The sequence below is a fragment of the Sphingobacterium faecium genome (genome assembly GCF_003054045.1).
GTDB classification, from domain to species: domain Bacteria; phylum Bacteroidota; class Bacteroidia; order Sphingobacteriales; family Sphingobacteriaceae; genus Sphingobacterium; species Sphingobacterium faecium.
Window position 1 is genome coordinate 301880 of record NZ_QBKH01000006.1, and the last position, 25317, is coordinate 327196.

Genomic DNA, 25317 nt, shown 5'->3' on the forward strand with positions numbered 1-25317 from the left:
TTGAGAGAAAATAATATTTGGGTGTTACTTTTAGGTCTTTAATTTGAAAAATAATTATGGGACTGCAACTGTACAAGGTAAAGTTGGATTGGTATTTTACTCAATAAAAGGGTATAGTATGGTTAGGAAAAGTCTTTAATACAAGAGCAGCGCAGTCTTATAGGAAAGCAGGTTGGAAAGAAATGTGTATAAACACAACCAAGGAAAATAAATTTGAAATGATACTAGGCATGGGTAAAAAAGATTCAATAAACATATTGGGGGACCATATTAAACTTCCGCCATATGCGGATTTTCCAAACATCGAAGGAGAAATAATTTCGCTCAGACAAATTGCGAAGGCTGATCTGGAAGACATCATCGGGATTTCTTTTTATGATGCCATTCAGGCAACGACTGCAGAGATTGCAGGTGAGATGCAAGCTAAAATAGATAATGATTACAGGGAAGGAAACACCATCCATTGGGGAATTGTAGAAAATTCTACCGGTAAAATTACTGGGACTTGTGGTTACTATCGTGGATTTGAAAATGCAGAAGGTGAACTTGGATGTGTTTTGCTTCCTCAGTACCGAGGAAAGGGTTTTATGACAATTGCCATGCAGCTAGCCATCAACTTCGGACTGAACAGTATGGGGTTGAAACGTATCAGGGCTAGTACAACAGCGCAAAATTTCTCGGCAATAAGTCTACTTGAACGACTTCGCTTCATTAGAGTAGTCGAATTAGGAAATGATGTCATTGAATATGAACTGAGGATACAAAAGAATAGTTAACAAAATTATACACCTAATAAAAGTATCATGATTTTGAAAGGGCGTATAGGCTTCTGATAACCGTACTGTTAATGGCTTCTGCCAATTTTTCATTTATATGTTACATTATCGCATATTTCGGCCAATTGACTTCAGGCCATCTTTTGTGAAATCTTTCCATTTGCCGTTTATGCTCAGGTTATGTTCACTTAAAGAAAGAAATGAATGATAGGATCAATTCAATGGAAGCTAATTTGGGACAGTTATCAGGTAAAAGCAGGGAGATAAGTTAAATAATATAGGAATCGCTAAAACAGGTTGAAGAGATTAATAAGTTCTACGAAACCAGTACTTTAGAGCGTAAACGAAATATAATTAGTTCGATGTTCCCTGAAAAACTTGTATTTGAAGAAGCAAAATATCGAACCGCTCGAATCAATCATGGAGTGGAGCTTATCTTGCTGAAAAACATTAAATTAAAAGATAAAAAAAATGGGACAAATCAGTGTTTTTCTGACTTGTCCCATGAGGTGCTCCCAACTGGGCTCGAACCAGTGACCAAAAGATTATGAGTCTTCTACTCTAACCAACTGAGCTATAGGAGCATGTTTTGAACGCTTAGAGCTTTATTTCTTTAGCTTTCGACAAAGATACCAAATTTGAATTTATTATAAAACAATAATTGATAAATTATTGAAATAGGATTTGAGTATATGTATTTTTTTAACTTTTCAATTTCACCTTTTAAAACCTACCATTCAATCGGTTTTTCTAATTAAGAAATTGGTTATAAGTCAGCTAGAAGAATGTTTGCCAGCAACTTCACGTATTTCAATATTGATATCAAAGTGTCAAAGAAAATCTATAAATTCAGATCGCTTTAAAGATATTACGCATTAAAATTTTTACCTTTACAAACGTAAAAATCATAAAATGGAACAAAGTAAAGCAGGAGCAGCCACCAAATTGTATATTCTTGCGTGGGTATTTGGACTTATATTCTATTTTTTAGATTATGTGATACGTTCTTCTCCAGCAGTCATGTTACCTCAATTGGCTGAACAATTTAAGGTAAGTCCTGTTGGTCTTGTTACTATAATAGGCACTTATTATTATACCTACTCTACGGTTAGTTTGCTTGCAGGTTTGGCACTGGATAAATTTGGGGCTAAATATTCGTTGTTTATAGGAACTTTTATATTAGGACTCGGTTGTTTACTTTTTGTACTCTCCAATTCATTTTCAGGTAATGCTGGTCGTTTATTGCAGGGGGCAGGCTGTGCGTTTGCCTTTCCAGGATGTGTATACTTAGCTTCAAAAGGGTTCTCCGCAAAATCCTTGGCAACAGCCATAGGCTTTACACAATGTATAGGTATGCTTGGAGGTTCTGCTGGGCAGTTCATTGTTGGTCCATGGATTGAACAGGGAGTAAATATTAATCATTTTTGGCTTACAACCGGTCTAGTCACGATTCTAGTTGCTTTTGGTCTATTACTCGTGATACCTAAAAACGCTGATCAAGTTAAACCGGTAAACCACATTGGTTCAAAAGGAATTTTATGGCCTTATAAAGTTGTTTTTTCAAATCCTCAGTCTTGGTTGTGTGGGATAATATCTGGCTTATTATTTGCGCCTACCACGATATTTGCCATGACCTGGGGAGTTGCTTTCTTCGAACAGGATAAAGATTTTAGTTTTCATACCGCAACTATAGCCAGTGCGATGATCCCTATGGGATGGGTGTTGGGATGTCCACTTTTAGGGTATATAACGGATAGAATTGCTGCACGTAAACCTGTGTTATTGGCAGGTGCAATGGTTATGATCTTGGCTATCTGCCAGATCATTTTTATGCCAGATCTGTTATCGGCATATACCACTAATTTTATATTTGGAGTTGCTTCTGGTGCTGCTATGATCCCTTACTCGGTCATTAAAGAATCCAACCCAGATGAAGTTAAAGGTAGCGCTACAGGTGCGATTAACTTTATAACTTTTGGAGTTACCACATTGTTGAACCCTATTTTTAGTAAATTTTTTGGACAAACTTTATCTCAGGGAGCCAATAAATCTACACATTTTCAACTGACAGGTTTATTCTGGATTGCCGGTATAGGGCTTGCTATTATTTTAATGTTCTTTTTAAAAGAAACAGGACAAAGAAAAGTAAATAAATTGATTTCATAAGATCTATTCTCTTTTCATCATGGAGTTATAGCGTCATATATTCATCGGTATTTTGATTTAAGATTTTAAATATCTTGTTTTTAATCATTTAAATTGAGTAGGGCAATAAATTCCTTCGATACATGTTCTATTCTATTTTTTTTATGATGTTATCTAAATGGTCAACCACTAGGTTAATTATTATTTTGTTTTGCGGATAAAACCTTTCCATCTCCGCTTGAAGTTCTTTGTAGGATTGCAATGCCTGATCGTCATTTGCAGTTCCATCAACAACTGAAATAGAAATCACATAGGTACTATTTATTTTTTCAGCATACACATACTTAGTTACTTCCTCATCAAAGAAAGTTGTTTGCGTCAGAATGTCTGCCAATTTATCAACTTCATGATTAGTCAGGTTGTCACTGTCAAAAACAAGTTCATGTTTCATAACACCATAGGTATTTACCGTTTCAGTTGTTCCTGACCGATCCGTAACAAATATGACAGAAAATAGTATGATCAAGGTGACCATAAGACCAATTAGTCCAACGCAAATTATACGTCCCCAATTGAAAACCTCTCCACCTGCCTCGATATAAAGTTCAATATTTTTACCTTGAAAATAGTTAAGTAAACCAGCAGCAATAGTGGTATAAATGATAGGAATTATTTGATTTGGAATTTTGATATGATCTGGAATTAAGAATATACCACCACAAATTATAATAGTCGTTATAACCGTGTAAATCCAAGTTTTTTTAGCTTTGCCGTATTCTCCAAACACTTTAAAATTTTCCGCGATAAAGTAACCTGCAACTAAGGGACCACCTAAAAATGTTCCAACCCAAATTGCTTTATCTTTATAAATTTTTTTACTTCCGTTCTGAATTTCAAGGGCTTGTTCCATATTATTGATTAAAGGTGCATTCACACGCTGTTTTTGGTATTAAATGTAATATTTTCACCTTAAGTATACAAATTCACCTTCACATTTCCTCCGTTCACCGAGTTTTTCCGTGTGTTAGTCTAAATGTTATGGTTATCGGTTTATTTTTATGCTACTTTTAAATCAATAAATAGGGCAGCGGCTTCGAAGTTTCAATTGTTGGATTTTGAGCTAAGGTCAAAAATCCCACAACCCCATAATGAGCATAGCTGGAAATGCTCATAATAACTTCATCAAAGATGAAAAGCAAAATGTTATGTTTTAATTATTAACCTAAATTTAGAAGATCATGAAGATTATAAAACCTCTCCATATTACATTTATTTTCGCAATGTTGGTGACAACTGTTTTTGCCCAGAACGACCGACAGCTGCAAGAAGAGATTACAAAAGTAGAATCCGGCTTAATACCACCAGTCCGGTTTGAGGGCGAATCTTCATGGGATATCGTTTCTCGGATGAAGTTTTATGATGTTCCCGGTGTAAGTATAGCTGTTATCAAAAATTCCAAAGTCATCTGGAGTAAAACATACGGATACGCCGATCTTGAATCTAAGACCGCAGTGAGCGCTAATACCTTGTTTCAAGTAGCTTCGATGAGTAAACCAGTAAGTGCTTATGCTGCGTTGAAGGCAGTAGAGCTAGGTAGGCTAGATCCTGATATGGATGTGAACGCATATTTGGTATCATGGAAAGTTCCTGATCATGAATGGACAAAAACGAAAAAAGTCACGCTTAAAAATATGCTGAGCCATACTGCTGGATTCACTGTAAGCGGATTTCCCGGTTATTCAATAAAAGATCCAATTCCCACATCAGTTCAAGTATTGAATGGCGAAAAACCCTCTAATACGCCTATGGTTTTTGTTGATAAAATTCCTGGGGCCAGTTTTCGATATTCAGGAGGTGGATATACGGTGATGCAGCAAATGCTTGTGGATATCGAAGCGAAAGACTTTACAACCATAATGCGTGAAAAAGTGCTCTTGCCTCTTCAAATGAAAAACAGTACGTTTGAGCAACCACTTCCATCCTCAGCAGCTCAATTTGCAGCTACAGCCTATAGTGCAGACGGAAAACGAGTGGAAGGTAGATATCATATCTATCCGGAGCAGGCTGCTGCAGGTTTGTGGTCTACTGCAGAAGATTATGCCAAATTTGTCATTGATATTCAAAATACATTGAGCGGCAAAAGCAATGTCATTATTTCCAAAAAGACGGCTGAACAATTTACTACTCCTTTCATAGAATCATTTATAGGCTTAGGCATTTTTCTTGAAAATTATGACGGCGAGATGTATGTTTCCCATGGTGGCTGGAATGAAGGGTTCAGTAGCAGTTTTATTGGTAGTAAAACAAGTGGTGACGGAGTTGTAGTGCTTACGAATACGAACAAACCCCTGTTTATCAATGAACTCGTCCGTTCCGTTGCTTTAACATACAGTTGGCCTAATTATATTGCACCTGCTCATAAAATTTTACCTTTAACCCAACAAGATCTAAATTCCTATTTAGGAAGATATAAGTATGATCAGTATGGGTTTATCAAAGTATATAAAGAAGATGGTAAACTGATGGCCGTTCAGAACTTGAATAATCCGACAGAACTGATCAAAGTAGGAGAACATACATTCGCGATGCGTGAATGGAATTTTAAGGTGAGTTTTGTACAAGATACCATCTCAGGAAAGAAAGAACTCATACAGACGTTGGCTGATCAAACAATCCGTTCTAAAAGCCCAAAATTAGTTAAAGATGAATTTGTACCCTTGGAGTTAATTTTAGAAGGTCATTTTGAAAAGGGTGCCGAAGCTTATCAAAAAGCAAAAAAAGAAGATAGTAACCATGAGCAACTTTCTGAAGGTTTTTTGAATAGTAGGGGATATGAACTGCTCCATCAGAATAAAACTACCCAAGCTATTGATCTTTTTAGAGTCAATACACGCTTATATCCCAATAGTGAAAATGTATATGACAGCTTGGGAGAAGCCTATTTAAAAGCCGGAAAGAAAGATAAAGCAAAGCAGAGTTACCAACAGTTAATTAAAATCAATCCTAAAAACGAACGTGCTATTCAGATTTTAGAAACGTTATAGTAAAAAACACATAAAATATAGTAGTTAATTAGGTACATCTTTGACTAATCTAAAAGATATAGGGATTGCATCTAATTAATGGATATTAATTAAACAGGAAAAGCCATTGTTTAGATACTTTGCCTGTTACGTAGATGTACTGGAATATCACATAGAACGTTACATTTAGTCCTACTATTGGAGGATAGGAGTTTAGCAATTTTACCCATGATTTTTTTGAATAAGGAAAAGTAAAAATTTGTTCGTCAACTTCCTACTTTATTGGAGTACCAACTTAACGATACATTAGTAAACAAGTCTCTACAAATTCAAAATAAAATAGAAATATGAGAAACAGATGTCAAGAATCATTGTTTATCATATTATGATACTAAACTCGTCGAAGATTCCCTTCCGTTATATGTTTAACAAAGTAAAAAAGGAAATCACTTTGGTGGCCATTATTGGCTTAATTTTTAATGCCTTTACTTATTTATTGGAAGATAGGCTTCCCGATATGCCATTAGGAGTTCCTGCATTTTTAGGAACAGCCATATCGGTTTTATTGTCTTTCAAAATGAGTCAATCTTATGAACGATGGTGGGAAGCTCGAAAAATATGGGGCGCTATTGTCAACGATTCCCGTTCGCTTGTCATCCAGTTACAAAGCTATCTTGATGCCGAATATGTAGGTGCTATAAAGGACATAGCCTACAAGCAGATTGCTTGGTGTTATGCATTAGGGGATTCTCTTCGCGGTCTCAATCCTCTTGCTAGACCGTTGGAACTGACGCAGGATGAAATTGATTTACTTCAACATCATAAAAACGTGCCATTGGCAATCACCCAATTACAGGCACTCACGATCAAGAAATTATCAGAGAAGCAAGCTATGCACGAGTTTTATCGTGTTCAGCTGGATCAGACTTTAGTGCGTCTCGTAGATGCTATGGGTAGGGCCGAACGGATCAATACGACCGTGTTTCCAGTTACATACCGGCTTTTCCTTCACGGTGCGATATATCTTTTTTTAATCACTTTATCGATAGCCATACAGGATGTAAGTCCGATTTTCGAGATTCCACTATTGGTTCTTATCGCAGCCTTGTTTTTCCTTGCCGATAAGACAGCATATAATCTTCAGGATCCATTTCGTAATCGACAAAGTGACACACCAGTAACAGCTATAGCCCGGAATATTGAGATCAATATTAAGCAATTGCTTGGAGAAGATGATATTCCAGAGCCATTGAAACCAAAGACTTTTTTTATTATGTAGTTTATTGGGGTAGAAAAGCAGTTTAGTAAGATTATATCAAAGCAATAATTAGGAATTACAATTGCTGAGTTGATGGTCAGTTTAATCAGTGAAAAACATATCTTTGAATTCTACATGATCATAAATCTGAGCAACCCCCATTATATAAAGATAAGTAATGGGAGTTGTTTTTTCATTTATTGTCTTGATTTATAATTTAACTTTTATCTGGTAAATTCTAGTTTGCTCTTCCCAAGGATGATATCCCTGCCCAATATATTAAAATCCTAATTTTTCATAGTATCCGATATAGTCCGTGCAAAGATTTAAATAGGTAAAACCAAAATTTCTTGTATCTGTTTTTGCTCGCTCAATGATTAGGTTGCCATAATTGTGACCCCTATTTTTTTCATCAATAAATAGCGCACAAAGCCATGGATATAAATCCATTCGGCTAATGAAATCATTTGTAATCAATCCTCCACAACCGATTATTTCATTTTCTTTCTCTAACAAATACCATTGAGGTAATGGTTGTTCTGCGTCTATACAATTTGTTATGCAATCTTCATAAATAATTGGTAATACTTCAGACCAACTGTTTTGTAAGTATTGTATTGCTTTTTCTTTATATTCTGGATTTTCTCTAACAGAAATTACTTTCATTTGTTTGATTTTTTTTGATAAAAAAGAGGAGCATAGTCCTTTAATACACTCTATTGATGTTGTTTAGTTCGATAATTTTACGAGGATACTATTCATACTGTAGAAGTACAGCAGATATCGATTCTATTATCGAATTTAATATTTCTTGTTTTAAATTTCCGCTTAAACTAAATCTTAATTTTAGTCAGAAGATCATTATATATGATGAAGTTTCCTTCATCAAAGCAAACGAATATAACCTTAGTGATTTTATCGTTCGTTTTCAAAAACTCCTTCACGGTACGGATGGCAATTTCAGCAGCTTTCTCCTTTGGAAATTTGTATATCCCCGTACTGATATTTGGAAAGGAAATCGATTCAATTTCATTCTCCACTGCAAGTCGAAGGGAGTTTAGATAAGCCGTTGCCAGTAAAGTTTCCTCATTGCTTTTTCCATTGTTCCAGACTGGTCCAACGGTGTGAATAACAAATTTGGCAGGTAGATGACCTGCAGTAGTTATCACTGCCTCACCAACTTGACAACCACCTTGTTTATTTCTTATTTTTTGACAGTCCTCGAGTATAGACAGCCCACCAGCTTGGTGGATGGCTCCGTCAACACCACCACCTCCCAATAAAGAAGTATTTGCGGCATTTACAATTGCATCGACAGGTATTTTTGTGATATCTCCCTTTATTATTGCTATTTCCATATGATTTTTGAAAATTAACTTAAAGGTAGTAATAACTTACACAATCCTAATCATATCCAATTGAATTGCTAGCATATCTTAGTATAATTAACGTTTTCATCATGGTTTCACTATATAAGTAATGCTAGTTTTTTGCATATCAATACGATCTAAAAAATATAAATCATATTTAGCAGTCACTTTTGTATCCATAATACTAAATATGAGTTGATAAATCCCGAAAATGAATGAAAAATTTCAGCTGACATATGAAACGGAAAAAGACAAAAAATTCTTAAAGCATTTCCTAAATATTTATGGTTAGGTGTTAAAATTGTTGCAGATATTTTGTTTCATCGAAATTTTGATAGGCATCCAACAGTTGAGGACGAAATAATTAAATGACAACATTTAATTATTCGAGAACTAGTTTTTTTTAAAATCTAGAAGAAAGAACAATTCAGAGTCTGACAATAAATAAAAAAAACTAAACGAAAAATAATGAACGAAAGATATTTAATCAAATGTAAAACAGAGATTATACAATATCAATTTTATAATATGAATGCTGAATTAATTCTTTGGAAAAATTTATTTAAGGCTCAGGATTGGTGTTTTTCTTAAACTAGAGAGCTTAAATCCGTCATATATTCAAGACAAAAAACGTTTCACTACTACAGTTACTAAAAAATTGCTCCTAATATGATAAATAATGTTAAAATTATATTTATAGTGTGTAAATATATTAATTTCATTTATAATTATAAACTTTCTGAAACTAATTCAAAAAATTATGAAAAAGAAATTAACATTGTATTTGGTGATAATAACGAGTGGGCTTCATGCCCAACAGAGTGCGGAGCAAAAATTTAGAAATCTGGGGATTATTAATGAGGGAACTTTGGCTCAAAAAGATTCCCTTGCTGATGCATTTTTTACAAAAAACAGTAATTTTTTGGAGCGTGATTTTATGAATTCTATTAATATGTTGTATGCCATGCGAAAAAATGATAAAGCAGCAGCTTTGAAAGCATTGACTATAGAAAAATTTCCAAAAGGATCGTTGACTCGAGATATTTTTATTGATACTTCATTTGAGAATGACGGTGGAGCTGCCGAAAAAGAAAGAGCATATCATGAATTGTTAGAAACATGGCCTATTACAAAATTTCCGGATGAGATGTATCAATATAATTATGCTTTAGAGGCTTTGATAAAAGCTTTTATGAAAGAAAAAAATACTGTAAAAGCTCTTTATTATCTTGAATCGATCGAACAAAGAGCTACTAAAGCAGCTGGTTATCTGTCCGTTGCTCAGTCACTTCTAGAGGATGGAGATGTAATAGGAGCTAAATCATTTTTGAAAGTACCGATGGAGGAAAGCTTATTTTATATGTCTCAACCAATTGATAGTAGGGATGAAGAAAGTGTGTTTTCATCCACACAAATTGAAAGTTCAGTGCATGCCTATGCACAGATTCTATTGCAGGAAAAAAAATATAATGAAGCGATAGAAATTATTGAACGCACCATGCAACAAGCTCCTTCATTTACAGATGGTTTGCAAAAAATATATTATAAATCATTAGTTGGCGCTGACCGTAAACCAGAAGCATTTCAAGTTTTGAGCAAATTATATGAACGAGGTGATTTAAGATTAGAAGGTGACTTTAAAAAATTGTATCAAGATATAAATGGTTCGATGGATGGTTATTTGGAAGTGAATACTCATTTAAGAGATGAGTTAAAAAGAGCCATTCGTCAAGATTTTGATAAAAATGGAATGTTTAAAAAGGCTCCTGATTTTGAATTATTGAATATGGAAGGAAAGTCCGTATCGTTGAGTAGTTTAAAAGGTAAGGTAATCGTATTGGATTTTTGGGCAACATGGTGTGGGCCTTGCATTAGATCATTTCCAGCAATGGCGGCTGTTCAGCAGATGTATGCTGAAGATAAAGAAGTACAATTTTTATTTATTAACACTTGGGAGCTCGATAAAGATTATAAGAAAAAAGCAATTGCACTGATGAAAGAAAGTAATTATCCATTTGAGGTATTATTTGATGATATTACAGATGGTAAGACAGGGCAGCTTTTAGCCGATAAAATGGGAGTAAATAGTGTACCAGCTAAGTTTATTATAGATAAAAAAGGAAATATTAGATACTTTATCAGTAAGCTCACCAATGCTCAAAATGTTGATTATATCAAATTGGAATTACAAGAATTAATTGAAGCTGTAAAATAACCTCCTTAGAAGACCGAAAGTCATTTTCTTTTTCTGTCAGGAACTAGCTGAAGAATTTATTTCGTCTTTGCTACGTAATAGTTATAAGTAGTTTTTGCTATATCAACTATGATTTGCTCCTTCTTCACAAAGTTTTATTTTGAATGATTAAAGCCAAGGTCATCCTGCTATTAATATTCTTGAGAGTATATTTTAAGATTCTGTAAACTATTTTTTATACACAATAATTCCTTATCAAAATCTCTATATAAAGATCATTTTATAATTTTTTATAAAGAAATTAAATTTTTATTTGGTTTTATCTCCCGTTTTTGTTGATAAGCCTTCTTTGATTTTTATTTCAAATATATTGTTTTGTTTTAAGGTGAATTCAACACTCATATCTTCATCTTTTATAAAAAATACATTTTCTTTTTCGGCTGACAATTTTAATTTTGTGTCATTGTTAATTTGTAAAAATAAAGTGTTGTTTTCAAGCGTAATTTTAGTAATGTAATCCTTTGATACTTCATATTGACCAATATATGATCGTAGTACATCTGGTTTTAATTCTATCTCTTGTTTAGGTTTAGGGATTACATAAATTTGATTGGTCATAATCTTATAGATCGAATTACCAATTCTTTCCAATGAAGTGGAGGTGATATTATTTAATAAAATAATACAAAGATCATTTTCAGTGTTCATTAAAAAATAACTAGTAAATCCTTCAATGTTTCCACCATGGTTAATAATTTTGTTTCCTCCAATAGTATCAATAAACCAACCATATCCGTAACCTCCTAAATATGCTGTAGTAGCAGCTTCAAAACTTTCTTTTGATACAATTTTAAATGTTTTTAAACCATTATAAAATTTTTGTAAATCTCCTATAGAGCTATACAAAGCCCCTGAAGAAAATGAAAGGTATGGATTCCATAATTTCGCTTCTTTTTGTTTTGTATTAGATAAGTATGTATATCCGTTTACTTTTTTACTCTCCTTTTTTAGTGCACTATAAACTAAGCCTGTATTCGTCATTTTTAAAGGTTTAAAAATATATTTCTGAAGGCATTCTTCATAAGTCTCTCCTGAAACTTTTTCAATGATGATCCCTAATAAATCATAACCAGAATTGGAATAGCTAAATTTACTTCCTGGATTAAATTCCAAAGGTTTTTCTATGAAAAATGCCATTTTCTCCTCACTAGTAAATTGACGAGTCGTATACAATTGTTCCCTATATATAGGATCGTCGAGTGATTCAAAAAGTCCGGAGGTATGAGTAAGAAGATGTTTTACAGTAATCTTTTTATCATGAGGAAAGTTCTTAAGAAATGTGCTGACGGGTTCGTTAATTGAAATGTGATTTTCTTCGAACAATCTGAGTATTAATAATGCTGTAAATGGTTTGGTTAGCGAACCAATTGGAAATACGCTTTCAGACGAAATTAATTTATTTTGAGTTTTGTTAGCGTAGCCGTAACTCTTTTCATATGATTTTTTCCCTTTTTCAACTACTAAAACTATTCCATTAAATTTATATAGAGAAACATATGCGCTTAAAAGGCTATCAATTTTTACCCTTTTCGTTTGTGCAATTGATAATTGACTTGCAAACACTATAAAAAATAAGAATAGTAGTCGATTCATTTCTAATTTGTTTTCTAGTTGTTATAAATGATAAATCATATTTTTAATCCTACTATTTTTGGTTCTGACGAAATGCTGATTTCATGTTAGTTCATGTCAATAGTATGAGTTGTTGATCAAATGTCTAAAATATTCGTTTAATTTCTGCCCTGTTTCCTAATAATTTTTATTAATAGTCATATCCTTTCAGTCTTTTTTGTTAAAATTTAATATCAACTCCTCACCATAAATTACCGTTGTGTTATTCTAAGATATTATCATAACAGTTGTACTCTGAATTGTTTTTAATTTTTAATTTGGTTATTTAATTTTGTTAATTAGTTGATTATGTGTATTTTCACATAACCTTTCATAAAATATGCACACGCAAAACTGCTGTGCTGCGAAGCCTCCCAACCTGGAGGCTTTGCTGTATAGTCCCCTCGTAACCGCTAATGAGGAAGGATGTAAATTTTTTCTTGTAATGTTTCATAACTTATTTTTTATTGGACAGATCGAAAGAAATTTTACCGCTACCCTTAATTCTTCTTTGAAATTGGATGAATTTGACTTATTTTATCCGACCTGCCAGAACAAAGTTCAATAGCATTTTTCGTTATTTTTTGGGATTTGGAGCCCTATGTTTTGTGAATTTATACCCAATAATTTGGGTATTTGAACCCTAATTATTGGATAGAAGCTACTTTTTTCTACTGTTTTACTACTTTTCTTCTGACTTTCTTCTGACCAACTTCTACCTTTTCTTTAGTGCGCTTCGACTGGGCTTCGAGGCTCCTTCGATACAACAGCATGAAAAGTCGAAGCCAGCTCGAAGCAGACTCGAAGCGAGCTGGGCAATAGGCAGAAATTAGTCTGGTGTTGACTGCCTGTTGTGATGGATCTATCGGCTGAAATCCAATTTTTTGCGCTTTCTTTTGCCGTGTTCGGTCGGATGTAGGTCAATAACATGATGCCGATCGGTTTCAGTTCGGTCATTCTCCTTCTAACTATTGATGATTGTTTTATAGTGTGGTATGTTTGTTATGTCAATTGATAGTTTTTCCATACACCTCACAGATGAAGGGAGAAATCATGGAGTGAGTAAAAGCATGGGACAAGCTGAAGGCTTTGGTTGACGCATTTTTGGAAAACGACTGGGTACTGTATTCGGTGATAAAGTAACAGGTTAAAATAATAACTAAAATAAGCCGATCGCTACAAGTGGTCCTGCTTGCGCCAATAAAATTGCCCGGCAAGGCATTACACATCATTAAATATATCGCACTGGGTCTTGGTATGATAGAAACAGTGCTTGCTGGATGAGCCAGACAAAAAAAGGAGAGGAGCAGTCACCACCACCAGAGCAGATCCTTCGGAATAAAGAACAGGAGGTATCCGATGAAAGTTAAGGATATCCGCGTCGGTAAACTTGGTGGGACACTTTGTTCCATCTATGTGAGCTTTTCTTTTGGAGATTTGATGCAATTTGCATGGATGGCTGTAGTCGGGATGCTCGTGAGTTATGTGACGAGCCGATTGTTGGGAAAAATAAAGTCAAAAATGAAATAAGGGTCTAGTGTAATAGCTTAAAATCAATAAAGGAGATACCCCATGTATCTCCGTTGATATTTCGGATTATGAATCAGGATGCTCTGCTTTAAATTTTAATAAATCAAAGCTCGCCGAATTGCTTTTACTTTAATTTAGGTATATTTTACAATAGGACTCAGTTATATTCAACACCTATAACTTTTTCTTTATTTTGCTGTTTTTTTCTAATGATTAGCGCAATTACCCAAATTGATATCAAGGAAAGTATTAATAAGACTTTAATGGTGTTCATGTCTGGAAAAAAGTTATTAAGGGAGTGAAACGCAGATACTGCCAATAGAGAATATGTCTGATTGGCAACTTTTCCGATCCCCCAACTTCCAAGAATTAAAATCCCGAAAAATAATAGATTTGAGCTTGTGAAATCAAAGTTTAAGTGCCAAACGAACCACAATATGGCTACTATGAAAATATTTATAATCTCCGGTAATGGCTTAAGCTGTTGCTGCAAAAAACCTCTCCATCCGATCTCTTCTAAGAGACCATAGATTAAAATTGCGGTAATGGCTTCAAATGATATTGTGCCTTTAGTACCATACTCGACACCTAGAATCAGTACAATAGGTAATGTCCAGTATAAAAGAAATGGGGTAAGTATATGGCCATAGTTTCCCTTTAATGTCAGAATCGGTTTTATTTTAAATACGGCAAATACCGTTATTGCAGCAATAGTTGGCGATATACCTTGCAGGATAATTTTAATGAAACCGCTTGGTAAATTGCTTAATAAATCAGTTTTATTGGTCAGATAGCGAAGGGCAATTGCGATGATAAAAAACGTAAGGATAGCAAGATAATTAACTTTATTTTTCATGTTTAAAGGCTTTGTTTAGTACCCAAAAATAGAAAGATGATTTCGTTAAAAACTTGACGAAAGTTAAGAAAGTGCATTATATGTTCTTTTTTCTAATTCTACTTAAACTTTCTGCAGCAATGCCTAAATAGGAACAGATGATTTTTAGAGACGTTCTCTGAAAAACTTCTGGACGATCTTGTATTAACTTCAAATACCTTTCTGTAGGAGATCGTGTAAGTAGATTTATTTGCTCAGATTGCTTCCTGATAAACATGGCATCCGAAATTGCTTTACCTATAAGTAACCCTGTGCTGGATCTGGTATACAATGCATGGAGATCGTTGTAGCTGATCGACCATACGTGTGATTCTTCTAAAGCTTGTGTTTTTATAACAGTTGGAGACTGGGTCAGAAATGAGAGATAGTCACTGAATAATTGTTCTTCGTAATAAAGGTTAATGCACACGTCTTTTTCATCTGCCAAAACAAAGTGAGCAACTGAACCACTGATTAAAATGTTAATATATTTTTCTTGTTTGTGGTAATCCTTAATTAATTCATTTTTTTTAAATGTGCGAACACGCAGATATGTTGCAAATGCTGTCCAAAGGTTGATATCCGCTTTGTAAAATGGATCAAATATTTCTTTTACTCGTTGAGGTGTTGGATGTTCCATCGATAGTTTTTGGCTTATACGGTATTATTAAATGAATAATAACATCATCTTAATTCCTTTCGTTGCTGACGATCATATTTTTATACTCCTCTAATTTAAGGCTTCGCAAATATAACCTAGTTTTTCAAGGCAGATGATGATGCTGTTATTGGCAATAACTACATTTTCGATCCTTAAGATATTGTCGCAGTCATCAAGATCGAAATTGATTTTATAGTTTGGATTTTCTTTGGATAGAATGACAGATAGAAGTTCCGCTTCTTTTTTGTTTGTTACATTTGTTTTAAATATCTGTACCATAACAGTTGGATCGTTTTGTATAAGCAAATCTATAAATTCATTTCACATTTTGGATGTAAAAAAGAGTTGAAACGGACAAAATTGGATTTGAAACGTTGGCGGGCCACTCATGGGTATAACGGCTCCAAGTAACCAAGTTGACTTAACTGCAGTTAAAATCGTCACCGTCAATATCTAAATAAATAGGTGGATCACGATCTTTTTATCGCCCCTTAAATACGATCTGAATGAATAATAAGGTTGATGATTAATTAATATTAGCGTAATATCATCGACCTATCTTTGTCGGGTCATGTCTACTCAAATCAAGAAGGAAATCCTTTATTTATCTCGATTTAAGAACGGGGATCCGCGTGCATTTACTTTTTTCTTTGATAATTATTGGGAAGAGCTATATATACTGGCTTATCGGCATTTGCAGGATGAAGCAATTTCGAAAGATATTGTTCAGGAAGTATTTATTCAGATTTGGGAAAAACGCCACTTGCTTAAGGAGGATTACGAATCGTTAAAACCTTATTTTTTTAAAGCAATTAAGAATAAGATCTTAAATCATTATGCAACAGAGAAAGTACGAGAAAACATCATGGAAAAGATGCTGTACCGGATGGACAAGTTTACAGCCTTGAGCGATAATACACATGCGCAGTACCAGGAACTAGAAAATATAGTAGATCGCTCTGTAGCTAGGTTACCCAAAACCATGCAGGCTGTATATCTTTTGAGAAATGAGAATTACTCCATTCAACAGATTGCTCAAAAACTGAGTATTGCCGAGCAGACGGTAAAAAATCATCTGTATGAAGCAAAGAAAATATTGAAGCAAGATCTGACGCAACGATTTGCCGACCACGATGATATCTTTTTAGTTTTAGCAAGTGCTTACTTATTTCATAATTTCTTAACCTAAAGAAAACAGTTTCTTAAAGTATTTTGAACCTCTTCACCTGTAGTAAGTAAAACAACAGCATACAAGTGAATTTAGAAGAGTTTAAGAATATAATACAGCGTTACCTTTCAGATAAACTGTCTGAAGAGGAAAAAAAGAACGTCGATAGCTGGTATGATGAGGTGTCTTCTGGTACAGCAGATCCCTTTACAGATGAACAGCATAAAGCCAAAGTAAAGGAAGCGATATTCGCGGCATTTCCTCCAGCCATTCAAGCAACTAAAAAACAGGCGCGCGTGGTCCGACTCCGCTGGATTTCTATTGCAGCTTCAGTTTTGATATTCGGTGTTTCAGGTTTGTTAATCTATCAGAAGTCGCAACCTTTCCGTCAAGGTAATACGACAGCCGCAATTGCTTTCACACAGATTTCGACGCGCCCCGGTGAACAGCGGGAATGGCAACTTCCAGATCATTCCACCATAACGCTGAATGGAAATACCCAAGTTCGCTATCATGCACAGGAGTATCTGCAAAGCCGAAAAATTTACCTGGATCAAGGAGAAGCCTTTTTTAATGTGCAGCGTGATACCCTACATCCGTTTTCTATCGAAACAGGAGCATTGACCATTGCTGTGCTCGGTACTTCTTTTAATGTCAATAATTCGGAGCAATCAAAAAATATAACCATTGATGTTAAAACGGGACGTGTGCGTGTCGGAAGCAAGATAAATCCGTCATTACACGTGCTTACAGCTGGAAAGAGTTTACAATACAAAAAAAATCTGGGCAGCTATAAACTGTTTGATACCAATGCCGATCATGCCAATATTTGGACGCGTGGTGGTATTTTGATGTCTGGCGCTAATTTTCAGGAATTAAAGGAACTTATTTACAATCGCTATGGCTTGATCTTACGGAGCGACAGCTTGGATACAGATCGTTTTAGCTATTCGCTGCTTTTACCGCAGGTAAAATCGGTCGATCAGCTGCTTCATATGATCTGTCATATTCACCAAATTAATTTTAGGAGGGAAGGAAATGAAATAATACTACATCACTAAACTTAAAACAGTTAAAGTTGGGAAACGGGGGGAGTTTCTCAATAGAAAAGTGCTCATCTGGAAAACCGCAAAATCGACCAGTGAGCACCCTTAATTCATGTTAATGATAAACATTAATGCAAATATATGTATAAAATCACGAAGCTCAGCACATTGGCTGCTGCATTAGCTTTCAGCTCATTTGTATCCATTTCTGAGGTTAACGCAACCTCAGTATTTGCCCATAGTAGGCAAGTAAAATCTGAAGGAATTAATATCCATCTAAAAGAAGGCAATGCTTCGCAGGCGCTTATGCTTCTTTCGCAGCAAACGGGTCTCGGTATCGGTTATGACAAGCAAGTTTTACAATTGGAGAAAGTTGCGGTCAAAGAGCGCACTTTTCAAAACGCAAGCTTTGAAGAGGTATTGCGTTATATTTTGAGAAATACCAACATCCAGTCAAAAAAAGTAAACGGTGCCGTGGTTTTGGTGGCAGAACAGGCGCAGCAGACCTTTAATTTGCGTATGCATGTCAGCGATGAAGCACGTAATCCTATTGCCGGAGCATCTATTAAAATTAGATCCAACGATCAAAGTGTACTGACCAATGCTAAGGGCGATGCTCAATTGAGAGTTCCGGCCGGTACTTATAACATCTTGGTTAGCCATATATCTTATGGAACCAAAGAAGTAAATGCTGTTAAGATCGATGCCAATACCTCTGGAGTACAGTCTGTCATTTTAGAGGAAAATAAAAATGAACTAGGAGAAGTGGTGGTCACTGCTCTGGGCATCAAGCGTCAGGACCGCTCACTTGGATACGCTGTAGGTACGGTGAAGGGTGAAGATCTGAATCGGGTGAACAATGATAATTTTATGATTGCTATGGCAGGAAAGGTTCCGGGGGTTGCGATCAGTGCCACAGGTCCTACAGGTTCTTCGGTGAGTATGGTGATTCGTGGTGCTTCATCTTTAAGTACCGATAATCAGCCTCTGTTTGTCGTTGATGGCGTGCCGATTATGAATCAGCTCAATAATATCGGCCAAATCGGTGATGATAATAAGGTCGATTATGGCAATGCGATATCCAATATCAATCCAGAGGATATTGAAAATATATCTGTTTTAAAAGGCCCTAGTGCCGCTGCTCTGTATGGATCGCGAGCTGGTAATGGTGTTGTTTTGATCACCACCAAGAGCGGTAAAAATGCGGAGAAAATGACGATAAACGTAACAGCCAATACCGTATTCGATATTCCGTATCACTACATCGACTTGCATAATAAATTTGCGAGTGGTACGATGCCTTGGAAACCAGGAGATCTTCCCGGAGATCTGAAAATTGAAGACGAATCCAGTTACATGGTAGGACCTGCTCTAGATAAGGGGTATAAGGCCATCCAATGGAATAGCCCACGTGATGCCAATGGCAACCAGATCCCGACGGAATTAAAGTCTTACCCGAATAATATCAAAAATTTTGTACAGACCGGAATAACGAGTACCAACGGTATTTCATTGGCTAATCGCAGTGAACGACTTGATTACCGTTTTTCTTATTCTAATATGAACAATAGGGGTATTGTACCTCATGCGGACTTGTTTAGAAATACGTTGAATATCAATGCAACGATGCGTTTGCGCGATAATCTTTCATTGGGGATGTCTTTGGATGCGAGTCGAAACAATTCAAATAATCGTCCTGCTACCAATCGCGGAACAAATCCTTTGCAAGCGGCATATGAAGTGGCACCACATATTAATATATTGGATCTGAAAGATTATTGGATGCCTGGACAGGAAGGGTTACAGCAACGCTCGCAGTCTATGGGGAATTTTAATAATCCTTATTTTTTAGCCTATGGTGTTAACAATGGTTTCGTGCGCGATCGTGTATTTGGAAATTTGCGCTTGGATTGGAACATTCGGAAGGATTGGAATATGATGGTGCGCTATGCGACAGATGTATACTGGGAGAATCGGGAAACCAAGATTCCGTACAGCTATACCAATGAACCACGAGGTGCCTATGGTATCGTCAATCTGATGAATATGGAACAGAATATTGATTTTCTGACTACCTATAATAAGAAATTGGGCGACTTTCATGCAACAGGATCTTTAGGTGGGAACCTCCGTTATTCTAAATCAAATTCGGTACAAAATGCCTCTAAGAATGGTGCTGGTCTAACCACTCCAGGTTTGTACAACCTGGCTAATATCAGTCCGCTGAATTTGGATTTTGCAAGTAGTCTTTCAGAGCGTGCTGTCAATAGCGTCTACGGATTAATAAACCTCAGTTATCGGGATATGGTATACCTGGATCTGACAGGTCGAAATGATTGGTCAAGTACTTTACCCGCCGCCAATCGTTCTTACTTCTATCCGTCGGCATCCCTGAGTGTATTGGCCGACCGTGTTTTTACGCTGCCAACGGCTGTGAGTCTCTTCAAGTTGCGGGGGGGTATAGCCCGTGTCGGAAATGATACCGGAAGCTACAATTTGTTTAATGTGCTGAGTAATCCAGGAAGCTGGGGGGATGTATTGCGTATCACACGTTCTGGAAAACTTCTCTTACCAGATCTTAAGCCAGAAGAGGCCACTTCCTACGAGGTTGGTGCTGATATCGGAATCTTGAAAAACAGGTTAAAATTTGAAGGAACCTACTATACGCTAGATAACAAAAATCAGATCATTTCTACGACATTGCCGAGCTCCAGTGGATTTAGTTCGAGAAATATTAATGCAGGTCTACTGAGTAGCAAGGGAATAGAACTGGCATTGTCTGGACGTCCTGTTGAAAAAGAAAACTGGACCTGGGATCTAGGTGTTAATTGGCATCGTAACCGAACGCGGATCAATGCGCTGTCGGAAGGTGTCGAGTTTCATACATTCTGGACGGATGGTCGTGGTGGAGCACGTACTTACGTAGGGGAAGAGATCGGCGATCTGTATGACTCTAAACTCGTGACTGTCGAAGATCCATCATCGCCTTACAATGGTTACCCTATCTTGGATAAAAATGGTTCTTGGCAGGCCGTACGTATTAATAATAGCCGTAATAAGATCGGCAATTTTAATCCTGATTTCAGTATGGGGATCCAGTCTTCTCTACGCTATAAAAAGTGGACCATGAACATCGCTGCCGATATGCGTTTTGGAGGTAAGTTTATGTCCCAGACTTACCGATATTTTGAATCGAACCTGACTACGCAACGGTTTTTGGATCAATTGATCAATCCAAATGGGCTGACTGGAGAGTCATTGCGTAACTATCTGATTGAAAATGATCTGGTGCGTGTGCAGGGCAATCGTTATCCTATTGTTGGTGGGCCTGGTGATGAATATGGCGGATACCCTATTAATGTGGGTGGAAATGTTGGAAATTTCGGCGTATTCAACCCCGGTGTCATTGCCGAATACGATGCCAAAGGAAATATCACGGGATATAAAGAAAATCTGGGAGGTGAGGGTACAAAATATATAGCTTACTCTGATAATTACCCTTGGGATTTTATGAATGCAGCGACCTTTGACGCCTCTTTTATTAAATTAAGAGAACTGTCCTTCAGTTATGATCTGAAAGGAAAATGGCTTAGCCGTATGGGCATCGATGGGGGAAGTGTAGGGGTGTATACCCGCAATCTCCTTTTATGGACGAAGGCTAAGGTTGGCATTGATCCCGAAATGGCTTTTCAATCTGAAGTAGGAGTCGGTTTTAAGCAAGGGATAGAAAGGTACAACGTGACTCCTTGGGCTATGCCGATCGGATTTAAGGTTAATATCACATTTTAATATAAAGCCAACAATGAACAATTATTTTAAAACTATAAAAATATCGCTGTTTGTATCTGCTATCAGTTTATGCTTGTGGAGCTGTAAAGATCTAACAGAAATCAATATCAATCCCAATGGTGTAAGTGAGGAAGAAGCAAACCCAAACTTACTTTTGCCGACTATACTTGCTGGTACTGGAAGTAAATATAACGATCTCAGTTTTACAGATCTGGGAGGTGTGGTGCAGCATACGCAATTGGATGCCTGGTTTGGCTCACACAATGATTATGAGTGGACCGGGGGAATATTAAGTTGGGATGCTTATTACGGGTTTCTACGCGATAACGAATTGATGCGCCGCCGATCGGAAGAATTGGGGTTTGATTTTCATCATGGTGTTTCACTGGTTATGCGCGCTTATCTTTTTGGGTTGATCACAGATTTGTGGGGCGATGCTCCCTATACGGATGCGCTGAAAGCTGAACAGGGTGGAGTGCAGTATAATTTCCCCAAGTTTGATCGACAGGACGTGATCTACAAGGGCATAATTGAAGAGCTGAAACAGGCAAACACCTTGTTTTCAAAACCTAATGGTCGTTATGACGTTTTGGCAAGCGCAGATATCTATTTTGGGGGTAACGTCGAAAAATGGCGTCGCTTTGCAAATTCATTGGCATTGCGCTACTACATGCGCATCGCTGAAAAAGAAAATACCTATGCCAAGCAAGGAATAGAAAATATGCTGGCTCACCCGGCAGACTTTCCGATAATCACAAGTGCAGCGGACGAGGTTGTGATGAATTTTGTTGGCAACAATGCATCAGATTCTTGGCCCTCGAATACCGTTTTTGATGCAAGTGGCAGTAACTTTCGCCGGATGAAGATGTGTGCAACACTTATTGATCGTTTACAAGCGCTTCATGATCCACGAATAGCGGTTTGGGCAAAAAAGGTGGAAATCCCGATCGAGATCCGCACGACTGAACCGAGTGGGACGGATAAAATCGTGAATGGTGTACGTATTGTTTCACCCGATGTGGTCAAAGGTATTGCGGTGGATGTCGATGCGGAATATGTGGGACTACCACCTAGTGTGTCCAAAAACCCATCGGCTTATAATCTCAATCCGAGTCCTGGACAAACGTCGATGAATCCGCATGTTTCTTATCTCAATGATAGCTATAAGGCTGCAAAAGGTGGAATACTGAAAGCTAGACTACTCGCGGCATCTGAAGTGAGTTTTATATTAGCTGAAGCGGCTTGGAAGGGATGGACATTGCCAGAGTCTCCTAAGGCCTATTATGAGCAGGGCGTGCGCAATTCGCTCGCTACCTGGGGCAAAGAAGATGCGTATAACGTATATATTCAACAGCCTGGTGTCGCTTTTAATAATACACAAGCACAGATTATGGAGCAGAAATGGATTTCTAACTGGTCAACAGCAACACAGGCTTGGTTTGACTACAGAAGAACGGGCTATCCGCAATTGAAAGCTGGTCCTGCTGCGATTCGTTCTCAATTGCCATTACGTATTCCGTATATGCAAAATGAAATGAGTGTGAATCAAAAAAATGCGACTGAAGCCTTGGCTAGAATTGAAAAAACGGCCTACTCGCAAGCCGATAATGAAAATAGTGCATGGTCCAAGTCTTGGCTGCTACAGGGAACAAGTAAGCCCTGGTAATTTTATATGTAAACCATTAATATTGATGATAATGATTTTAAAGAATTTAATTTTATCCTTGAGTCTGTGCTGTGCCCTATATACAGGAACAGCACAAACGAACGATCACAGCCTATATCCTGATCGTATCACACTGACTTGGTCAGATCAGCCATCAACGACACAATCTGTAAGTTGGCGGATAAATGGTTCTTCTATTAAAGCTGTGGGGCAGGTTGTAGAAGAGCAGAGCAACCCGGATCTGGAGAAATCTGCACAGACGGTAATAGGTGTAACGAGCCCTTTGAAAATTGAGGGGCAGACTGCGGATAACTATGGGCAGGTTTCATTTGAAGGCCTAAAGCCTGGTACACTATATACCTATCGTGTAGGCGATGGGACGAATTGGAGTGCGTGGAATCAGTTTCGTACGGCCGATGTAAAGGGTGGTTTTTCATTTATTTACCTGGGCGATGCACAGAATGATCTACGTTCGAAATGGTCTCGTTCTATTCGTAAAGCTTTTCAACAGGAGCCTAATGCACGTTTTATTGTCCATGCTGGCGATCTGATAAACCGTTCTAATAACGATAGCGAATGGGGTGAATGGCATGAAGGAGCTGGATTTATCCATCAGATGATACCTGCTGTACCCACACCAGGCAATCATGAATACCGCAGAGACTCTATGGGGCAGCTGATCTTAGATCCGCACTGGAAAATGCATTTTAATCTTCCTAAAAATGGACCTGCGGATATGCAGGACGCAGTGTATTACCTAGATTATCAGGATGTGCGCATGATCTCATTAAATTCGCAATTAATCATGTTGGATTCTATTGCTGCTCAAAAACAGGAACAATGGTTAACGGAGGTTTTGGCATCTTCAAAAGCCAAATGGAATATTGTGGTTATGCACCATCCGGTTTATTCAACAGCAAAGAATAGAGACAATACCATTCTTCGAGAACGTTTTAGACCTATTTTTGAAAAATATGGCGTAGACTTGGTTTTGCAGGGACATGATCATACCTATGCACGAGGAACAGCTGGTCAAGTTCGTCCGGTATATCTCCTTTCAGTAGCAGGGCCAAAGATGTATGGTTCTGATTCGGAACGTTGGATGGAAGTGTCAGGTGCGCAGACACAGCTCTACCAAGTTATTCGGGTGACTGATGAAAAGCTTTATTTTTCAAGTTATAAACTCAATGGGCAGCTGTTTGACTCATTTGAATTATCTAAGAAATAAAATGGGACATGCTATTCGTATATTTTTGATCGCATCATGTTTGTTGTTCTCAACGGTCTATGCACAGTCTGTGCGATTGTTAGCAGAGTTGGGGAAGAAGGACATCCATATTGCGGCACATCGAGGGGTGCATACACAGTATCCTGAAAATTCTATTCCAGCGATATTGGAGGCTATATCTTTAGGGGTTTCTATTGTTGAGATTGATATTCGTAGTACCAAAGATGGCGTGCTGATCTTGATGCATGATGGCATGGTAGACCGCACAACGACTGGTAAGGGGAAAGTCAGTAACCTAAGCTATGCTGAAATACAAGATTTGTATTTACGGGCTGCACCTGCAGGTGCAGCCTCTAACGATCGTGTTCCAACGTTGGAAGAAGTGCTGCGTTTATGTAAGGGCAAAATTATCTTGGATATTGACTTTAAGGAAGAAGACGAAAGGTATGTGGCAAAAACTTTTGAATTGATTGCCGCAGAAAATATGGAAGATGAAGTTCTTTTCTTTTTATATGATCACCGAGCTATCGAAAAGCTTTATAAGCTGAATCCTGGTATCACTCTTTTTCCACGTGCACGAAGTATGAAAGATCTGCATGAGATACTAAAATCCAATCGTACTTCCATTGTTCATATTGATGAGTCTTTCGATAATTATAGTGAATTAGTAAAGCTGAAAGATCAGGGTGTCACATTATGGATGAATAGTTTGGGTGATATCGATAAGCAAGCGCTTAGGCAGGGTAATAGTGTTTACGAACTGTTTCTAAAAAAGTATCCTTATATTAAGATTATTCAGACGGACTATCCAGCGCTATGGACCAAGATGTTAGGGAGTGAAAAATAAATAAATGGAGCAATTATAAACACAAAGTGTCTTCTGTCATCTGATAGAAGACACTTTGTGTTTTATAAGCC

General features: G+C 36.9%; 19 protein-coding genes and 1 tRNA gene. 12 read left to right on the forward strand and 8 right to left on the reverse strand.

Going from position 1 to position 25317, the window contains the following annotated elements; translation table 11 throughout:
- The first annotated feature begins 230 nt into the window (after positions 1-230).
- Positions 231-776 carry a GNAT family N-acetyltransferase gene (locus C8N37_RS17785; protein ID WP_211322300.1) on the forward strand — a complete coding sequence of 182 codons (546 nt, stop codon included), beginning with the start codon at positions 231-233 and terminating at the stop codon, positions 774-776.
- A 510-nt stretch (positions 777-1286) separates the two neighbouring features.
- Here the strand turns inward: C8N37_RS17785 and C8N37_RS17790 are convergent.
- Positions 1287-1360: transfer RNA gene (locus C8N37_RS17790), tRNA-Ile, on the reverse strand.
- 328 nt (positions 1361-1688) lie between these two features.
- Here C8N37_RS17790 and C8N37_RS17795 point away from each other — a divergent pair.
- Complete coding sequence (locus C8N37_RS17795) at positions 1689-2942, forward strand: MFS transporter (protein ID WP_108160165.1); 1254 nt, start codon at positions 1689-1691, stop codon at positions 2940-2942.
- A gap of 127 nt (positions 2943-3069) precedes the next feature.
- Here C8N37_RS17795 and C8N37_RS17800 read toward each other — a convergent pair whose 3' ends face one another.
- A complete protein-coding gene (locus C8N37_RS17800; RefSeq protein WP_108160377.1) occupies positions 3070-3831 on the reverse strand; it encodes a hypothetical protein in 762 nt (253 codons plus the stop codon).
- Between the two features lie 328 nt (positions 3832-4159).
- On the opposite strand from C8N37_RS17800, the gene C8N37_RS17805 reads away from it, so the two are divergent.
- Positions 4160-5965: a serine hydrolase gene (locus C8N37_RS17805; protein ID WP_108160166.1), complete on the forward strand. Its 1806-nt coding sequence runs from the start codon at positions 4160-4162 to the stop codon at positions 5963-5965.
- A gap of 400 nt (positions 5966-6365) precedes the next feature.
- Positions 6366-7223: a bestrophin family protein gene (locus C8N37_RS17810; protein ID WP_244914466.1), complete on the forward strand. Its 858-nt coding sequence runs from the start codon at positions 6366-6368 to the stop codon at positions 7221-7223.
- Positions 7224-7481: 258 nt separating this feature from the next.
- On the opposite strand, the gene C8N37_RS17815 is transcribed toward C8N37_RS17810, so the two are convergent.
- Both C8N37_RS17815 and C8N37_RS17820 read right to left on the reverse strand, forming a co-directional pair.
- Positions 7482-7868, reverse strand: coding sequence for a GNAT family N-acetyltransferase (locus C8N37_RS17815; RefSeq protein ID WP_244914467.1), 387 nt, complete (start codon positions 7866-7868; stop codon positions 7482-7484).
- 167 nt (positions 7869-8035) lie between these two features.
- Positions 8036-8560 carry an O-acetyl-ADP-ribose deacetylase gene (locus tag C8N37_RS17820; RefSeq protein ID WP_108160168.1) on the reverse strand — a complete coding sequence of 175 codons (525 nt, stop codon included), beginning with the start codon at positions 8558-8560 and terminating at the stop codon, positions 8036-8038.
- 772 nt (positions 8561-9332) lie between these two features.
- Between C8N37_RS17820 and C8N37_RS17825 the strand changes: the two genes are divergently transcribed.
- On the forward strand, positions 9333-10787 hold the full coding sequence (locus tag C8N37_RS17825; protein ID WP_108160169.1) for a TlpA disulfide reductase family protein: 1455 nt from the start codon (positions 9333-9335) through the stop codon (positions 10785-10787).
- Between the two features lie 288 nt (positions 10788-11075).
- Here the strand turns inward: C8N37_RS17825 and C8N37_RS17830 are convergent, their stop codons facing one another.
- Entirely contained in the window at positions 11076-12419 is a 1344-nt protein-coding gene (locus tag C8N37_RS17830; RefSeq protein ID WP_108160170.1) for a serine hydrolase domain-containing protein, read from the reverse strand.
- Between the two features lie 1377 nt (positions 12420-13796).
- On the opposite strand from C8N37_RS17830, the gene C8N37_RS22870 reads away from it, so the two are divergent.
- Positions 13797-13967: a hypothetical protein gene (locus C8N37_RS22870; RefSeq protein WP_170114560.1), complete on the forward strand. Its 171-nt coding sequence runs from the start codon at positions 13797-13799 to the stop codon at positions 13965-13967.
- A gap of 157 nt (positions 13968-14124) precedes the next feature.
- Here the strand turns inward: C8N37_RS22870 and C8N37_RS17840 are convergent, their stop codons facing one another.
- The 3 genes from C8N37_RS17840 to C8N37_RS17850 form a co-directional block, all read right to left on the reverse strand.
- Complete coding sequence (locus C8N37_RS17840) at positions 14125-14823, reverse strand: CPBP family intramembrane glutamic endopeptidase (RefSeq protein WP_108160172.1); 699 nt, start codon at positions 14821-14823, stop codon at positions 14125-14127.
- Positions 14824-14899: 76 nt separating this feature from the next.
- A complete protein-coding gene (locus C8N37_RS17845) occupies positions 14900-15481 on the reverse strand; it encodes a Crp/Fnr family transcriptional regulator (protein ID WP_108160173.1) in 582 nt (193 codons plus the stop codon).
- Between the two features lie 90 nt (positions 15482-15571).
- Positions 15572-15781: a hypothetical protein gene (locus tag C8N37_RS17850; RefSeq protein ID WP_108160174.1), complete on the reverse strand. Its 210-nt coding sequence runs from the start codon at positions 15779-15781 to the stop codon at positions 15572-15574.
- A 292-nt stretch (positions 15782-16073) separates the two neighbouring features.
- On the opposite strand from C8N37_RS17850, the gene C8N37_RS17855 reads away from it, so the two are divergent.
- From C8N37_RS17855 to C8N37_RS17880, 6 genes are all read left to right on the forward strand, one after another.
- Positions 16074-16691, forward strand: a complete 618-nt coding sequence (locus tag C8N37_RS17855; protein ID WP_108160175.1) for an RNA polymerase sigma factor — start codon at positions 16074-16076, stop codon at positions 16689-16691.
- 65 nt (positions 16692-16756) lie between these two features.
- Complete coding sequence (locus tag C8N37_RS17860) at positions 16757-17731, forward strand: FecR family protein (RefSeq protein WP_094773699.1); 975 nt, start codon at positions 16757-16759, stop codon at positions 17729-17731.
- A 126-nt stretch (positions 17732-17857) separates the two neighbouring features.
- On the forward strand, positions 17858-21505 hold the full coding sequence (locus C8N37_RS17865; protein ID WP_108160176.1) for a SusC/RagA family TonB-linked outer membrane protein: 3648 nt from the start codon (positions 17858-17860) through the stop codon (positions 21503-21505).
- 13 nt (positions 21506-21518) lie between these two features.
- Entirely contained in the window at positions 21519-23171 is a 1653-nt protein-coding gene (locus C8N37_RS17870; protein ID WP_108160177.1) for a SusD/RagB family nutrient-binding outer membrane lipoprotein, read from the forward strand.
- Positions 23172-23202: 31 nt separating this feature from the next.
- Positions 23203-24399: a purple acid phosphatase family protein gene (locus tag C8N37_RS17875; protein ID WP_244914468.1), complete on the forward strand. Its 1197-nt coding sequence runs from the start codon at positions 23203-23205 to the stop codon at positions 24397-24399.
- 1 nt (position 24400) lies between these two features.
- Positions 24401-25246 carry a glycerophosphodiester phosphodiesterase family protein gene (locus C8N37_RS17880; RefSeq protein ID WP_170114561.1) on the forward strand — a complete coding sequence of 282 codons (846 nt, stop codon included), beginning with the start codon at positions 24401-24403 and terminating at the stop codon, positions 25244-25246.
- Positions 25247-25317 lie beyond the last annotated feature (71 nt).

What these genes read in the sequence shown, in the direction of transcription:
- C8N37_RS17840 (WP_108160172.1), bottom strand. Translation starts at nt 14,823, where the DNA reads ATGAAAAATAAAGTTAATTATCTTGCTATCCTTACGTTTTTTATCATC.
- C8N37_RS17865 (WP_108160176.1), top strand. Translation starts at nt 17,858, where the DNA reads ATGTATAAAATCACGAAGCTCAGCACATTGGCTGCTGCATTAGCTTTC.
- C8N37_RS17845 (WP_108160173.1), bottom strand. Translation starts at nt 15,481, where the DNA reads ATGGAACATCCAACACCTCAACGAGTAAAAGAAATATTTGATCCATTT.
- C8N37_RS17830 (WP_108160170.1), bottom strand. Translation starts at nt 12,419, where the DNA reads ATGAATCGACTACTATTCTTATTTTTTATAGTGTTTGCAAGTCAATTA.
- C8N37_RS17810 (WP_244914466.1), top strand. Translation starts at nt 6,366, where the DNA reads ATGTTTAACAAAGTAAAAAAGGAAATCACTTTGGTGGCCATTATTGGC.
- C8N37_RS17825 (WP_108160169.1), top strand. Translation starts at nt 9,333, where the DNA reads ATGAAAAAGAAATTAACATTGTATTTGGTGATAATAACGAGTGGGCTT.
- C8N37_RS17875 (WP_244914468.1), top strand. Translation starts at nt 23,203, where the DNA reads ATGATTTTAAAGAATTTAATTTTATCCTTGAGTCTGTGCTGTGCCCTA.
- C8N37_RS17785 (WP_211322300.1), top strand. Translation starts at nt 231, where the DNA reads ATGGGTAAAAAAGATTCAATAAACATATTGGGGGACCATATTAAACTT.
- C8N37_RS17850 (WP_108160174.1), bottom strand. Translation starts at nt 15,781, where the DNA reads ATGGTACAGATATTTAAAACAAATGTAACAAACAAAAAAGAAGCGGAA.
- C8N37_RS17855 (WP_108160175.1), top strand. Translation starts at nt 16,074, where the DNA reads ATGTCTACTCAAATCAAGAAGGAAATCCTTTATTTATCTCGATTTAAG.
- C8N37_RS22870 (WP_170114560.1), top strand. Translation starts at nt 13,797, where the DNA reads ATGAAAGTTAAGGATATCCGCGTCGGTAAACTTGGTGGGACACTTTGT.
- C8N37_RS17870 (WP_108160177.1), top strand. Translation starts at nt 21,519, where the DNA reads ATGAACAATTATTTTAAAACTATAAAAATATCGCTGTTTGTATCTGCT.
- C8N37_RS17815 (WP_244914467.1), bottom strand. Translation starts at nt 7,868, where the DNA reads ATGAAAGTAATTTCTGTTAGAGAAAATCCAGAATATAAAGAAAAAGCA.
- C8N37_RS17805 (WP_108160166.1), top strand. Translation starts at nt 4,160, where the DNA reads ATGAAGATTATAAAACCTCTCCATATTACATTTATTTTCGCAATGTTG.
- C8N37_RS17880 (WP_170114561.1), top strand. Translation starts at nt 24,401, where the DNA reads ATGGGACATGCTATTCGTATATTTTTGATCGCATCATGTTTGTTGTTC.
- C8N37_RS17800 (WP_108160377.1), bottom strand. Translation starts at nt 3,831, where the DNA reads ATGGAACAAGCCCTTGAAATTCAGAACGGAAGTAAAAAAATTTATAAA.
- C8N37_RS17795 (WP_108160165.1), top strand. Translation starts at nt 1,689, where the DNA reads ATGGAACAAAGTAAAGCAGGAGCAGCCACCAAATTGTATATTCTTGCG.
- C8N37_RS17820 (WP_108160168.1), bottom strand. Translation starts at nt 8,560, where the DNA reads ATGGAAATAGCAATAATAAAGGGAGATATCACAAAAATACCTGTCGAT.